The organism is Nocardia sp. NPDC006044 (assembly GCF_042871115.1).
GTDB lineage: Bacteria > Actinomycetota > Actinomycetes > Mycobacteriales > Mycobacteriaceae > Nocardia.
On the sequence record NZ_JBIAID010000003.1, the window covers coordinates 539,098 to 552,660 of the forward strand.

The 13,563-nt window shown below is 68.1% G+C and carries 14 protein-coding genes; 7 read left to right on the top strand and 7 right to left on the bottom strand.

The window, feature by feature from the left end:
• Positions 1-106 precede the first annotated feature (106 nt).
• Both ACFYO1_RS26945 and ACFYO1_RS26950 read right to left on the bottom strand, forming a co-directional pair.
• Positions 107-640 (bottom strand): DUF3145 domain-containing protein, encoded by a 534-nt coding sequence (locus tag ACFYO1_RS26945; protein WP_387236535.1) that lies wholly within the window; start codon positions 638-640, stop codon positions 107-109.
• Positions 641-735: 95 nt separating this feature from the next.
• Positions 736-1,569 carry a serine hydrolase domain-containing protein gene (locus ACFYO1_RS26950; RefSeq protein ID WP_387236537.1) on the bottom strand — a complete coding sequence of 278 codons (834 nt, stop codon included), beginning with the start codon at positions 1,567-1,569 and terminating at the stop codon, positions 736-738.
• Positions 1,570-1,611: 42 nt separating this feature from the next.
• Between ACFYO1_RS26950 and ACFYO1_RS26955 the strand changes: the two genes are divergently transcribed.
• From ACFYO1_RS26955 to ACFYO1_RS26975, 5 genes are all read left to right on the top strand, one after another.
• Positions 1,612-2,805 carry a serine hydrolase domain-containing protein gene (locus ACFYO1_RS26955; RefSeq protein ID WP_387236539.1) on the top strand — a complete coding sequence of 398 codons (1,194 nt, stop codon included), beginning with the start codon at positions 1,612-1,614 and terminating at the stop codon, positions 2,803-2,805.
• A gap of 92 nt (positions 2,806-2,897) precedes the next feature.
• Positions 2,898-3,146 (top strand): hypothetical protein, encoded by a 249-nt coding sequence (locus ACFYO1_RS26960; RefSeq protein WP_387236541.1) that lies wholly within the window; start codon positions 2,898-2,900, stop codon positions 3,144-3,146.
• A complete protein-coding gene (locus tag ACFYO1_RS26965; RefSeq protein ID WP_387236543.1) occupies positions 3,079-3,387 on the top strand; it encodes a GNAT family N-acetyltransferase in 309 nt (102 codons plus the stop codon). The genes ACFYO1_RS26960 and ACFYO1_RS26965 overlap by 68 nt, the downstream gene beginning before the upstream one ends.
• Positions 3,388-3,473: 86 nt before the next feature.
• A complete protein-coding gene (locus ACFYO1_RS26970) occupies positions 3,474-3,821 on the top strand; it encodes an iron chaperone (RefSeq protein ID WP_375909464.1) in 348 nt (115 codons plus the stop codon).
• Between the two features lie 72 nt (positions 3,822-3,893).
• Positions 3,894-4,394 (top strand): peroxiredoxin-like family protein, encoded by a 501-nt coding sequence (locus ACFYO1_RS26975; RefSeq protein WP_387236546.1) that lies wholly within the window; start codon positions 3,894-3,896, stop codon positions 4,392-4,394.
• A gap of 31 nt (positions 4,395-4,425) precedes the next feature.
• Here the strand turns inward: ACFYO1_RS26975 and ACFYO1_RS26980 are convergent, their stop codons facing one another.
• The 3 genes from ACFYO1_RS26980 to ACFYO1_RS26990 form a co-directional block, all read right to left on the bottom strand.
• Positions 4,426-5,556, bottom strand: a complete 1,131-nt coding sequence (locus tag ACFYO1_RS26980; RefSeq protein ID WP_387236548.1) for an NDMA-dependent alcohol dehydrogenase — start codon at positions 5,554-5,556, stop codon at positions 4,426-4,428.
• A 145-nt stretch (positions 5,557-5,701) separates the two neighbouring features.
• On the bottom strand, positions 5,702-6,232 hold the full coding sequence (locus ACFYO1_RS26985; protein ID WP_387236550.1) for a DinB family protein: 531 nt from the start codon (positions 6,230-6,232) through the stop codon (positions 5,702-5,704).
• Positions 6,233-6,303: 71 nt separating this feature from the next.
• On the bottom strand, positions 6,304-7,359 hold the full coding sequence (locus ACFYO1_RS26990) for a phosphotransferase family protein (protein WP_387236552.1): 1,056 nt from the start codon (positions 7,357-7,359) through the stop codon (positions 6,304-6,306).
• A gap of 89 nt (positions 7,360-7,448) precedes the next feature.
• Here ACFYO1_RS26990 and pabB point away from each other — a divergent pair, with 89 nt between their 5' ends.
• A complete protein-coding gene (gene pabB, locus ACFYO1_RS26995) occupies positions 7,449-9,689 on the top strand; it encodes an aminodeoxychorismate synthase component I (protein WP_387236555.1) in 2,241 nt (746 codons plus the stop codon).
• Positions 9,690-9,783: 94 nt separating this feature from the next.
• Positions 9,784-11,556 carry a TerD family protein gene (locus ACFYO1_RS27000; protein WP_387236557.1) on the top strand — a complete coding sequence of 591 codons (1,773 nt, stop codon included), beginning with the start codon at positions 9,784-9,786 and terminating at the stop codon, positions 11,554-11,556.
• Between the two features lies 1 nt (position 11,557).
• Here the strand turns inward: ACFYO1_RS27000 and ACFYO1_RS27005 are convergent, their stop codons facing one another.
• Together ACFYO1_RS27005 and ACFYO1_RS27010 are read right to left on the bottom strand one after the other, a co-directional pair.
• Positions 11,558-12,283, bottom strand: a complete 726-nt coding sequence (locus ACFYO1_RS27005) for a TetR/AcrR family transcriptional regulator (protein WP_387236559.1) — start codon at positions 12,281-12,283, stop codon at positions 11,558-11,560.
• Positions 12,284-12,291: 8 nt separating this feature from the next.
• Positions 12,292-13,521 carry a cytochrome P450 gene (locus tag ACFYO1_RS27010; RefSeq protein ID WP_387238585.1) on the bottom strand — a complete coding sequence of 410 codons (1,230 nt, stop codon included), beginning with the start codon at positions 13,519-13,521 and terminating at the stop codon, positions 12,292-12,294.
• Between the last annotated feature and the right edge of the window lie 42 nt (positions 13,522-13,563).

Here is a 13,563-nt window from a genome sequence, read left to right on the forward strand (position 1 = left end):
TCCGGACGGGACCTCGTCAGCCACGTGCACCCCCTGCCGGCCTGCGTCTGCTAGGCCGAAAGGGATTGTAGTGCAACAGACATCGCCGAAACCGGGTGTTGCGGGACTAACCCACGTCCCGCCGCAACCAGGTCACCTCGGCCCCGGATTCGGTCCCGTAACGGTAGATCTCCAGATCTTCGTCCCACGGTGTCCCGAGCGCGCGATCGATCTCGGCGGCCAGGTCGTAGGTGTTGTATTTCCCGAGTTCCCCCGCGGCCTGCAACATTGCCCGCAGCCGCATTTCACCGAGGGTGACGTCACCGTTGGCACTGGTGGAACCGTGCCAGAGGCCGAGTCCGGGCACGAAACAGTACCGTTCGCCGTCGACTCCCTCGCTGGGATCCTCGGTCACCTCGAACCGCAGCACCGGCCAGGAGCGCAGGGATTGAGCGATGCGGGCGGCGGTGCCGACCGGGCCCAGCCATTCGCTGGTTGCGCGCAGTTGGCCGTCGGCGGGTTGCGCGGTCCAGCGCAGCTTGGCGGTCGAGCCGAGAGCGGAGGCGAGCGCCCATTCGACGTGCGGGCACACCGCAGCGGGCGACGAGTGGATGTACACCACACCCGCCGTCACGTCCGCGAACTGACTCGATCCGCGCACTACTAACACCTCCAGCGTCGACAGGGGACGTCTTCCCCAACGAGCCCGTCTGCTGGTGTTGCCTGAGTGTACTGGAGTGCCCGATGTTACGTGTGTTACTTCACCGCCGTGTTGCGTGGGAGTGTCGCCTCCGCAATAACGGCATCACTGAGGGGCGGCCAGGCCGCTCTCGCCCAGTCGCCGAAATTCTGATCGGTCAATACGAGACACGCCAACGCCGACGCGGGGTCGACCCACAGAAAAGTGCCCGATTGCCCGAAATGACCATACGTTTCCCCCGAATTGGCGCTCCCCGTCCAATGCGGAGTCTTCCCGTTCCGAATCTCGAAACCCAGACCCCAGTCATTGGGGCGCTGCGACCCGTAACCGGGCAGCACCCCATTGAGCCCGAGGAATTGGACGGAGGTCGCCTCGGCGTGGGTCTGCGCGGAGATCAACCGCGGGTCCAGCAATTCCGCCGCGAAACGTGTCAGATCGGCGGCGGTGGACCGGCCGGCGTGACCCGCGGGCCCGGCCAGAACCGAACCTTTCATGCCGAGTGGCTCGAACACCGCGTCGTGCAGATATTCGTCGAACGCGATCCCGGTCTGCTCGGTGACAAAACGCGCCAGCACCTCGAATCCGGCGCTGGAGTAGATGCGGCGAGTGCCGGGCGCGGCCTGGATCTCGGTGGTGTCGAAGGCGAGTCCGGAGGTGTGCGCGAGCAGGTGCCGCACGGTCGAGCCGGGCGGGCCTGCGGGCTGGTCGAGTTCGACCGCCCCCTCCTCCACCGCGACGAGCACCGCGTAGGCCACCAGCGGCTTGGTCACCGACGCCAGCGGGAACACCCGGTCGAGGTCGCCCTCGGTCACCGTCTCCCCGTCCCGCACGACGACCGCGGCCGCCGCGTGCCGAACCGGCCATTCCCTGATCTGCTCGAGTGCACCCACTCAGCGAGCGTACGAGAAGAACGCCGTTACCATCGAATGACCATGAGTGAAAAGCTAACGATCCACGGCGAGGTCGAGTCCGGCTTCGGGCCCGTCGCCGATGCCTTCCGGCGCAATTTCGCCCAGCACGGCGAGATCGGCGCCGCGGTCGCGGTGTACGCGGGCGATCGGCCGGTGGTGGATCTGTGGGCTGGTCACCGCGACCGGCGCAAGACGCTGCCATGGGAGCGGGACACGATCGTCCCGGTGTTCTCCTCGACCAAGGGGCTGGCGGCGTTCACCGTCGCGTCGGCGGTGTCGAAGGGGCTGCTCGATTACGCGGAGCCGGTGGCGAAGTACTGGCCGGAGTTCGCCGCGCACGGCAAGGGTGCGGTGACCGTGCGGCAGCTGATCGACCATCAGGCCGGGCTGTCCGGCCTCGATTCGGTGGTGCGGCTGAGTCAGATCGCGGACCTGGACGGGCTCGCGCCGATCCTGGCCGGCCAGAAGCCGGCGTGGCGGCCGGGCACCCGGCACGGTTATCACGCGATCACCCTCGGCCTCTATCAGGGCGAATTGCTGCGCCGGGTCGATCCGGAGCACCGCACGCTGGGGCGAATTTTCGCCGAGGACATCGCGACACCGCTCGGCCTGGATTTCTTCATCGGCCTGCCGCCCGAGCAGGGGCTGGAACGCATCGCCACCATGGCCGCCACCCGCGGGCTGGACGCGCTGCGGTACGAGCGTGACTTCCCGCTGCGCATCGGCGCCGAGCTCGCCGCCAAGCGCGGGTTCGCCTATGCCGCCCTGAGCAATCCGCGCACCGGCAGTCCGGCGCGGGCGACCCGCCGTGAATTCCTCGAGGTGGAATTACCGGGCTCCAACGGTGTCGGCAACGCGCGATCGCTGGCCCGCGTCTACGGTGCCGCCGCGGGGCGCACGGGCGAACTCCCGATCGACGACGCGCTGCTCGACCGGCTGGCCGCCGCGGACACCGCCGACGATGTTCCCGCCGGAGATCTGGTGCTGCACATCAAGACTCGCTACCACCTGGGCTTCCGCAAGTCCGGCGGCGAGTTCCGCTTCGGCTCGGACAAGCGCGCCTACGGCACCACCGGTCTCGGCGGCTCCTTCGGATTCGCCGATCCGACAACAGGTCTCGGTTTCGGTTACACGATGAACCGGCTCGGTCTCGCCGTCTTGGACGACGTCCGCAGCCGCAACCTCCGCGAAGCCCTGCTGCGCAGCGTGGGCTGACTATCGAGCGGCGCACCGAAACCGCACTGCCCGAGCGCATTTCGCCGAACCTGCCGAAACCTGAGCAACGGGTCGGCGGCAACAATGACCACATGGGTACCTGGACCATCGCCCCGGAAGCGTTCGACTCCCCCGCCGCCGCCGTGCTGTGGCGCGCCTACTACACCGAGGTCAGCGACCGCTGGTATCAGCTGCACGAAGGCCGCTCGACCGACCCGGCCGAACTCGAACGCGGTATCGCCGCGACGACCGGGGCCGAATTCACGCCGCCCGGTGGCGTATTACTGGTCGCTCGATGCGGGCGAGCCTGCCGGGACCGCCGGAATTCACCTGCTCGATGAGCAGACCGCGGAGTTGAACCGGATGTTCATCCTCCCAGCAATGCGCGGAAAGGGCGGGGCCCAACTGCTCAGCGCCGCCGCCGAACAGCACGCCCGCGCCCTCGGCGCCGCGCGAATCATCCTCGACACCCGCCTCGACCTGGTCGAAGCCCGGGCCCTGTATGCCCGGCTCGGATACGCGGAGTCGCCACCACACAACGACCAGATGTACGCCGAGTGCTGGTATCAGAAGAGGCTGTAACCGAACGGCAGTCCTGCTTACACTGACGATGCTCCACCCGCTTCAGCGATTCGCCTCCCCACCCCAGCACGGAATCGAGGGACCTCGTGGCAGAGCAGCCCACCACCGTCGACACCTACATCGCCGCGTTTCCCGAAGACGTGCGCGGCATCCTCGAGGAAATCCGGCACACCATTCAGCGCGCGCTGCCGGAGGCGACCGAGGCGATCAGCTACGACATTCCGACGTTCAAGGTGAACGGCCACAACACCGTCCACTTCGCCGGCTGGAAGAAGCACATCAGCGTTTATCCGATCCCGGACGGCGACAAGGCCTTCAATCGCGCCGTCGAACCCTATCGAGCAGGTAAGGGCACGTTGAAGTTCCCGCTGACCAAGCCGATCCCCTACGAGCTCATCGCGCAGATCGCGACCACCCTCGCCGCCCGCTCCTGACGGCCCACAGGAGAAGGGTCTACGCAGCCGTCGCGGCAGGCGGCATCATGATCGGTTCCGCTCGGCTACACCGTGCCCGCGTTCGCCACGGTGGACGACGAAGGCCGGCGGGTCACGCTCGATGACGTCGTCGCCGACGGCCGCGCCGTGCTGATTTTCTACCGCGGCGCCTGGTCGCAGCGCTGCACCGAGGCCCTGCGCCGATACGAGCGGGAACTGCTGCCCGAACTGTCCCGGCGCGGCGTGCGCCTAGTGGCGATCAGTCCCCAGCTCCCCGACGGATCGCAGTACACCAGGGTATTGAACAACCTGACCTTCCCGCTGCTGACCGACGCGGGCAACGTGATCGCCCGCACGCTCGGCCTCGCCCACTTCGCGGACCCGAACACCATGGACGCGATCGAGCGGGCCGGTTACGCGGTCGGTAACCGCAATGCGGACGGCGAGTGGGAGCTCCCCCATCCCAGCACGCTCATTCTCGACCGGAACCGCACCGTGCGCTTCATCGACGTCCGCGTCGAGGGCCTGCCGCCCACCCACCCCAAAGACATTCTGGCCGAGCTGGATTCGTGACCTGGCCGGGCCAGGTCACGAACACGCTCGACTACCAATCGGCCTCGGTGTACTTGATGATGCCGCGAATGTTCTTGCCGTCCAGCATGTCCTGGTAGCCCTGGTTGATTTCCTCGAGCGCGTAGGTGCGGGTCACCATGTCGTCGAGGTTGAGCTGACCGGCCTTGTACAGGCGGAGCAGGTTCGGCGCGTCCTGGCGGGCGTTGCCACCGCCGAAGATGCAGCCCTTCACGGTCTTCTGCAACATGGACAGCAGGAAGCTGTTCATCTTGACATCGCCGTGCTCCATCCGGCCCATCGACGTGACCACCAAGGTGCCCGCCTTGGACGTGAGGATGAGGCCCTCTTCGATGTAGTCGCCGTGCATTTCGCCCATGGTGAGGATGACCTTCTCCGCCATCCGCCCCTCGGTGGCGTCCATCAGCGGCATGATCGCGGCAGCCATGCTCTCGTAGGTGTGCGTGGCGCCGAACTTCTGCGCCTGCTCGCGCTTCCACGGATTCGGGTCGATGGCAACGACTTTCGACGCGCCGGAGAGCACCGCGCCCTGCAACGCGCTCATGCCGACGCCGCCGATGCCCGCGATCACCACGGTCTCGCCCGGCGCGACCTGCGCGACGTGGGTGGCGGAGCCGAAGCCGGTGGGCACGCCGCAACCGACCAGGCAGGCCACCTCGAACGGGATGGTCGGGTCGATCTTCACGACCGATGTGTGGTGCACCGTCATGTAGGGCGCGAAGGTGCCGAGCAGGCACATCGGAATGACGTTCTCGCCGCGCGCCTGGATGCGGTAGGTGCCGTCGCTGATCGCCTGACCCATCAGCAGGCCCGCACCGAGATCACACAGCGCCATGTTGCCGCTCACGCACGACGGACAGCGACCGCAGGCGGGAATGAACGACAGGATCACGTGATCGCCGACCGCGAGATCGGCGGGGCAGTTCGGCCCGAGCTTGGTGATCACGCCCGCGCCCTCGTGCCCGCCCATCACCGGATACGCGGGCATCGGCGTCGCTCCGGTGACGATGTGATGATCCGAATGGCACATGCCGGCGGTCTCCAGCCGGATCTGCACCTCGCCGGAGACCGGATCGCCGACCTCGATCTCTTCTACCGACCATGGCTGGTCGATCCCCCACAGGATCGCGCCCTTCGTCTTCATTCCTGTCGACCCTCTCGCATGCACGTGCTTATATGTGACTGCACCCACACTAAGCGAAAAGTGGAACGCGTTCTAGTACCGAGTTGGAAATAGAGCGGTATCGGCACTCGAGGGTTCGGAACACGTTCTAGTCCGGTGGCCGATGTCAGCCGCGCACATCGTGCACGTGGTGAACCAGATCGTGGATGAAGTAGAGCGCGAACGAGTCGACGGTGAAGTCCGCGCCGTCGCTGCGCTCCCCGCGCAGGCCGCGCCGCTCCAGCGGAACGGACTCGAACGCGCGCGCGATCGTCTCGGCCGCGCCGGCGAGTTCGGTGGCGACCCGCGCCGGGTCCTGCTGGCCGTAGCGGTCGGCCACGGCCGTCTCGTCCTGATCCCAGTTCGCGAAGCGCGGAACCGTGCCGTCCGGCGTACCGCGCAGGATCTGTGCGAGGCGGTGATCGAAGAGACGGCACACGTCCCGGACGTGCGCGCCGTACTCCAGCGGCGACCAGGTCGCGTCGTCCGGGCGAACCCTGGCGTCGGGGCGGGCCAGCACGTCGGCGAACCGCGTCGCGGTGTCCCTGGTCAGCGCGGGCACATCCGCGTAGCCGGTCGCGGCGGGGTCGAAACCGCAATCGGCACAGGCACGTTCGAGCACCCAGGTCCAGTTCTTCACATCAGGAACGATCGGCATGCGGCCAACCTAACCTGGCCGAATATCGACAACCACAGATATTCAGCCAACTGTCGGCAACATCCCGACAATCACTCCATCAGCCGGTGCGCGCGTTCGAACAGCTCCAGCGTGATCGCGTGCAGGAAGTCGCCGACCTGCTTGGGCGCCTTGCCGGCGAAGGCGCGGGCGTGCGTGCCCTCCAGGACGATGCCGAGCTTGAAACAGGCCAGCACGGTGTACCAGGGGACGGCACCGAGGTCGCGGTCGGAGAACTGCCCGTAGTGCGCCACCATCTCCTCCGGCGTCGGCAGCCCGCCCGCGGCGCCCAGCTTGCCGACCAGCGCGGCGCCGGTGGTGCCGGGCTCCGGCCGGGTCGCGATCTGCCAGCCGAGATCGAGCAGCGGATCGCCGATGGTGGACATCTCCCAGTCGACCATCGCCGCGACCTGCGGGCCGTCGTAGGCGAACATCATGTTCGCGAGGTGGCAGTCGCCGTGCAGGATGCCGGGCGTCCACTGCGCGGGCCGGTTGCGATCCAGCCATTCACCGGTCCGCTCGACGCCGGGGATCTGCGGGCCGGGGTAGCCCTCGTTGGCCGAGTACGACTCGAGCTCGCCGAGCCAGCGCGGAACCTGCCGCTCCAGGAAGCCGTCCGGCTTGCCGTAGTCGGTCAGCCCGAGGGCCTGATAGTCGAGCGCGCCGAGCCGGGCGATCGCCTCGACCGCGGACAGGCCCATCGCCTTGCGCACGGCCGGATCGCCGGCGTGCAGCTCCGGCAGTTCGTTGGCCGGATTGAAGCCGTCGATCGGCTCCATCAGATAGAAGACGGCGCCGATCACCGAGTCGTCGGGGCAGGCCGCGATCACCCGCGGCGCGCGCACGTCGGTGCCGTTGATCGCGGCGAGTAGGCGGGCCTCGCGCCGGATCACGTCGTTGCTCTTTGCCCGCAGATGCTTCGGGCCACGGCGCAACACATAGTCCGCGCCGCCGCGACCGAAGCGCAGCATGACGTTCTGCGTTCCGCCGCCGAGGGCGGTCACATCCTCGAATTCCCCTGCGGGCAAGCCCTGCTCATCCATCCACTTGCCGACGAGGGCGAAATCGACGAGTGCCGGATCGACGCCGACTGGTTGCGCAACAGACATGTCCCACATTGTGCACCACCGGTCGAACCAAACTGAGGGCACTGGACAACAGTTTGGCCCAACCTGGGCGGCGTAGGGTTTCGGGCACCATGCGCACGTTGTTGATCGACAATTACGACTCGTTCACCTATAACCTGTATCAGCTGATCAGCGAGGTGAACGGCATCGAGCCGACTGTCGTGCGCAACGACGAGGCCGGCGAGCTGGAATTGGCCCGCTTCGACAACATCGTCATCTCCCCCGGACCCGGTCGGCCGGACATCGCCCGCGACGTCGGCATCTCGGCCGCGGTGATCCGCGAGACGGATCTGCCGCTGCTCGGCGTGTGCCTCGGGCACCAGGGCATCGTGGTCGCGGCCGGCGGGACCGTCGCCGTCGCGCCGGCCGCGCGGCACGGCTACCTGGACCGGATCGAGCACGACGATCGGGACCTGTTCGCGGGCCTGCCCCAGGGATTCACCGCCGTGCGCTACCACTCGCTGGCCGCCGAGCAGCCGTTGCCGGACAGCCTGGAGGTCACCGCGACGGCCGCCGACGGGGTGATCATGGGGGTGCGGCATCGCACCCGGCCGCAGTGGGGCGTGCAGTTCCATCCCGAGTCGATCGCCAGCGAGTTCGGCGCCGCGCTGCTGCGCAACTTCGCGAAACTTTCTGCCGCACACCGGGCCCGGGCGACCGGCCGCGAGACCGCCGCGCGGCGAGCAGATCCGGTAACGATGCGGCTGCGGCCGGTCACCCTCGCGCAATCACCTTCCGAGACAACCCGATCCACCACCTCGACGTCGACTCACGAGCAGTTCCCCGCGCTGGTCGAGCAGTTCGGCGCGCTGGGCGGCGACCTGCTGACCGGCGCGGCACGACCCGACATCCTGGATCGCTACGGCGGTGCGCCGCGGCATTGGCAGCTCCAGCACGCGGTGATCGACCGGGCGATCGATACCGAGAGCGCGTTCGTGCGGCTGTATGGCAACTCGCCCACGGCTTTCTGGCTCGACAGCGAGCACGTCGAGCCGGGGCTGGATCGATTCTCGTTCCTGGGTGACGCGAGCGGGCCGCTGGCCGAGGTGGTGCGCTACCGGGTCGGCACCGGTGCGGTGACCGTCGAATCGTCCGACGGGAATCGGCGCGTCGTCGCCGGTGGGGTGCTGGACTATCTGGCCACCGAGTTACGGCTGCGCCACCTCGAACTGCCCGATCTGCCTTTCGATTTCGCCGGCGGGTACGTCGGCTACCTGGGGTATGAGGTGAAGGCCGATTGCGGCGGCCGGACCACTCACCGAGCGCCGACCCCGGACGCGCAGTGGATCTTCGCCGACCGGATCGTGGTGGTCGATCATGTCGGCGGCCGCACGCACCTACTGTCCCTGACGGATTCGACGGCGGACTCGCTGCGCGCGGGCGCGGACTGGTTGCGCGACACCGGTGAAACCCTGGAAACCCTTCCCACCTGGGCCAATCCGCCCACCCTGGAGGTGCCGTCGGACGGCGAGGCGGTCGAACCACTGCTGACCCGCGGGCGGGAACGCTATCTCGCCGACATCGCGGTCTGCCGGGAACGGTTGCTGGCCGGTGAGTCCTATGAAATCTGCCTGACCGACAGCGTGACCGTGCCCGCCGTCGAGGACGGCGGCCTCGACTTCTACCGCACGCTCCGGCGCTGCAATCCGGCACCGTACGCGGCTTTCCTGCGCTTCGACGACCTCGAAATCGCTTGTTCCTCACCGGAACGCTTCCTGAAGGTCGACCGGAGCCGCACGGTGGAGAGCAAGCCGATCAAGGGCACCGCCGCGCGCGGCGGCACACCCGCCGAGGACGAACGGCTGGCCCGCGAGCTGGCCGACAGCCCGAAGACCAGGGCCGAGAACCTGATGATCGTCGACCTGCTGCGCAACGATCTCGGCCGGGTCTGCGAGATCGGCAGCGTGCACGTGCCGAAGCTGATGGCCATCGAGTCGTACATGACCATGCATCAGCTGGTGTCCACCGTGCGCGGCACGCTGCGCCCCGGCGTCGGCGTGATCGACTGCCTGCGTGCGTGTTTCCCCGGCGGCTCGATGACCGGCGCGCCGAAGCTGCGCACCATGGAGATCATCGACGAGCTGGAGACCGAGGCACGCGGCATCTACTCGGGCACCATCGGCTTCCTCGGGCTCGGCGGCACCGCCGACCTCAACATCGTCATCCGCACGGCGGTGCGCTACGCCGGGCGCTGGCGGATCGGCGCGGGCGGGGCGATCGTGCTCGACTCCGACGCCGAGGACGAGTACCACGAGATGGTGCTCAAGGCCGCCGCCACGTTGCGCGCGGCAACGGACCGCGTCGCTCGCTGACGCGGGCGAACTCCGCCCGAATACGGTGCGGCCCGCCGAGTGCGGGGGTCGGCGGGTTCGGCGTGTCGGTGGGTCGTGGCATAGTTCGGTCACGATGAAACTCAGCAAAGGCGCCAACGCAGCGGTACCGACATCCCTTCTTGCCGTGGTTGTTTCGTGGCGGTCGGACCACACGGTGGATGCGCACGCCCTCTTGCTGGGCGAGACGGGGACGGTCCGCACGGATCGCGATCTGGTCTTCTACAACGCCCCGCGCCACGTTTCCCAGGCGGTGACCCTCGATCAGGAGCCCGCGCCGCGCACGGCCCGGCTCAGCGTTTCATTGCCGCGCACCGAGGCGGACGTGCACCGGATCGTGATCACCGGCTCGGTCGACGAGGGGACCTTCGGCGACATCGCCGGCCTGTCGCTCACCATCCACGACGCGCACGGGCCGATGGCCGGGTTCGCCATCGAGGACGCCGATCCGGTCACCGCGCTGATGTTCGGCGAGTTCTACCGGCGCGACGGACAGTGGCGATTCCGGGCCATCGCGCAGGGCTGGTCCACCGGATTGCCCGGACTGGTCACCGAATTCGGGGTCAGCGTCGACGAACAGCCGCGCGCACAGCACCCGCCGAACCCGTTCGGCGGGCATCCTCCGCAACCCCCGACGCTGGAGCGGATTCCCGCCGACGACAGCTCGATCGACCAGAGCGCCGCGACGAATCCGCGGTCGCGGCACACAGACCTGCTCGACCACCGGCGCCCGATCACTCTCGGCCGCCGCCCGGCCGACCCGGTGCCGCCGCCGGCCCCGCCGCCGAATCCCGAGCTGGCCGACTGGCATTCGGATCCGGAGAACCCGGCCCGCCTGCGCTGGTGGGACGGCACCGAGTGGACCGGTGCCACCCACCACCGGCCCCAGCCGCGCGACCGGCACTGCGATCGATGCGGAAACCTCCGGCGCCGCAAGCTGTTCGGCGGCCTGGCCCGGTGCGAGTCGTGCGAATCGGAGATCGAAGAGTTCCTCACCCACTGGCACACCCAGGCCTGGCGGGTGCTCACCGCGCACGGCCCGCGCGGACCCGAATGGGCCGCGCTGTGGGCGTCGCTGCGGTATCAGCGCATCGACGAGCAGATGGGCCGGGAGGCGCTGCGCGATGGGGCGCTCAGCTACGTGGAGCGGCTGGTCGCCTTCACCTTCGCCGACGGCGAGGTCGAGCAGGACGAGCTGGCCGCCTTCGAGCACGCCGTCACCGAGCTGGCGCTGGCCGGTCCGCTGATCGAGGACCTGCGCCGGCGACTGCATCGCGGCCGCACCCTGTCCCGGCTGCGGGCCGGTGACCTGCCGGTGGTGCGGACACCGGGCCTGCATCTGGACCCCGAGGAGAAGGTGCACCTCGATCTGCCCGCGGTGCACGTCCGGCAACTGGCCCGCGGGCCGCGGCTCACCGAGGGCAGGCTCATCGTCAGCAACAAGAAGCTGCGCTTCGTCGGCGATGGCACGGGCACCGAATTGCCTTGGTCCCGTGTCGTTTCCGTGCACACCGAGCAGAACACGGTGGTGCTCGCGGCCACCTCGGCGCGCGGCGGCGCCAGCTTCACCGTCAGCGACCCGGATTACGTCGCCGCCGCGCTGGAAGGCGCGCTCCGGGTGGCCAAGCGCCTGATCCTGACCCCGGGCCAGCTGGACACGCGCAGCATCCCGCAGGAGGTGAAGGCCGAGGTGTGGCAACGCGACGGCGGCAAATGCGTCGAATGCGGCGACAGCCACTACCTGGAGTTCGACCACATCATCCCGCTCAGCCGCGGCGGCGCCACCAGCGCGACGAACCTGCAGATCCTCTGCCGCGCCTGCAACCGCGCGAAGGGCGCGCGTATCTGACTTACTCGGTCAGCAGACCTGCGGTGTGGCCCAGGTCGACCAGCATGGCGTCGAAGAGGATCTCGGGGTTGGACAGCGGAATCGGGTAGTTGCCGAACACCTCGAGCGTGACGTGCCCGTACAACCGCGCCCACATCTGGATCATCAGGTACGTCACGCCCAGGTCGAGCTTCTCCGCCGGGAACTTCTGCCCGCTCTCCGACAGCGCCGCGAGCAGCTCGGTCTGGAAGTGCACGAGGTCTTCGCGCAATTCCGGCGGGATGACGTCGGTGGGCGGGGTGACGATGTCATAGTTGGCCAGCAGCCGGCCCGCGGCGGCGAGGAAGATCCGGCCGAAGGGTTCGTCGAATCGCCGCAGCGCGCGGGCCTCGCCGCCGCCGGGCGAGGCGAACACCAGGGTGAATTCCCTGGTGTGCGCCAGCGCCCAGCGGCGAAAGCCCTTGCAGATGGCGAAGAACTGCACCACGCCGTCGTCCGGCAGCGTCGCGATCTCGGCGGACAACTCGTCGGCGAGGTCGGCACAGAACTCCAGGCGCAGCCGTTCCAACAGGTCGTCCAGCGACCCGTAATAGCGGTACAGCGCGGGTGCGGTGATGCCGAGCTCGCGCGCGATCGCGCGCAGGCTCACCGCTGCTTGCCCATGGTCGACCAGCAGCGTCCTGGCCACCCGCCGGATCTCAGCGTCGGTCACGATCGGCGAGCGGCCCCGGGGTTTGGGGTTACTCATGGTGTGATTCAAGCGTATTGAACATCCCACCGCTTGATGCCGTTCAACCACCCGGAACGCAAGCGCACAGGTTCTGCGACCTGACGCAGGTTCGGCATGGCGTCGGCGATGGCGTTGAACATCAGATCGATCTGCAACCGGGCCAGGTTCGCGCCGACGCAGTAGTGCGTGCCGGTGCCGCCGAAGCCGACGTGCGGGTTGGGGTTGCGCAGCACGTCGAAGCTGAACGGATCCTGGAACGCCTCCTCGTCGAAGTTGGCCGAGCCGTAGAACAGTCCCAGCCGCTGGCCCTTCTTGATCTGCTGCCCGCCGAGCTCCAAATCCTGGGTCGCGGTGCGCTGGAAGGCATTCACCGGGGTGGCCCAGCGGACGATCTCGTCCGGCGCGGTGCGCGGCCGCTGCTCCTTGTACAGCTCCCACTGGGCGGGGTTGTCCACGAAGGCCTTCATGCCGTGGGTGATCGAGTTGCGCGTGGTCTCGTTGCCTGCCACCGAGAGCAGGATGACGAAGAAGGCGAATTCGTCGGAGGCCAGGCCCTCGCCGTCGATGTCGGCGTTGACCAGCTGGGTGACGATGTCGTCGGCCGGGCATTTACGCCGGTCCTCGGCCATGTTCCAGGCGTAGCCCATCACCTCGGCGGTGGCCACCTGGTGATCGCCCTCGAATTCCGGATCGTCGTAGGAGATCATCTGGTTGGACCAGTCGAAGATCTTCTTGCGATCCTCCTGCGGGATGCCGATCAGCTCCGCGATCGCCTGCAGCGGCAGCTCGCAGGCGACCTGCTCGACGAAGTCGCCGCTGCCGTTCTTCTTCGCCTCGTGCACGATCTTGGCCGCCCGCTCGGTGAGCGCGGCGCGCAGGCTCTCGATCGCGCGCGGGGTGAAGCCCTTGGAGATGATCCGGCGGACCTTGGTGTGCTTGGGCGGATCGAGGTTGATCAGCAGCATGTCGCTGAGCATGCCGATCTGCTCCGGGGTGACGTCCTCGTTGAATCGGATGATCGAGCCGTTCTCGTGCGAGGAGAACAGCTCCGGATGCTTCGAGATCTCTTTGATGTGGTCGAGCTTCGACACCACCCAGTAGCCGCCGTCGTCGAAGCCGCTGGCGCGGCCGGACTGGGCGCACCACCAGACGGGCGCGGTGCGGCGCAGCTCGGCGAATTCCCGCACGGGCAGTCGGCTGGCGAGCATGTCGGGGTCGGTGAAGTCGAATCCTGCGGGAATCGCGGGCGTGGTCACGGTCACGGGGCTATCTCCTACCGGTCTGGCGTGCAGACCTCA

Coding starts and splice junctions, on each gene's coding strand:
- ACFYO1_RS26955 (WP_387236539.1), top strand. CDS start 1,612: ATGAGTGAAAAGCTAACGATCCACGGCGAGGTCGAGTCCGGCTTCGGG.
- ACFYO1_RS26960 (WP_387236541.1), top strand. CDS start 2,898: ATGGGTACCTGGACCATCGCCCCGGAAGCGTTCGACTCCCCCGCCGCC.
- ACFYO1_RS26980 (WP_387236548.1), bottom strand. CDS start 5,556: ATGAAGACGAAGGGCGCGATCCTGTGGGGGATCGACCAGCCATGGTCG.
- ACFYO1_RS26985 (WP_387236550.1), bottom strand. CDS start 6,232: ATGCCGATCGTTCCTGATGTGAAGAACTGGACCTGGGTGCTCGAACGT.
- ACFYO1_RS26990 (WP_387236552.1), bottom strand. CDS start 7,359: ATGTCTGTTGCGCAACCAGTCGGCGTCGATCCGGCACTCGTCGATTTC.
- pabB (WP_387236555.1), top strand. CDS start 7,449: ATGCGCACGTTGTTGATCGACAATTACGACTCGTTCACCTATAACCTG.
- ACFYO1_RS27000 (WP_387236557.1), top strand. CDS start 9,784: ATGAAACTCAGCAAAGGCGCCAACGCAGCGGTACCGACATCCCTTCTT.
- ACFYO1_RS27005 (WP_387236559.1), bottom strand. CDS start 12,283: ATGAGTAACCCCAAACCCCGGGGCCGCTCGCCGATCGTGACCGACGCT.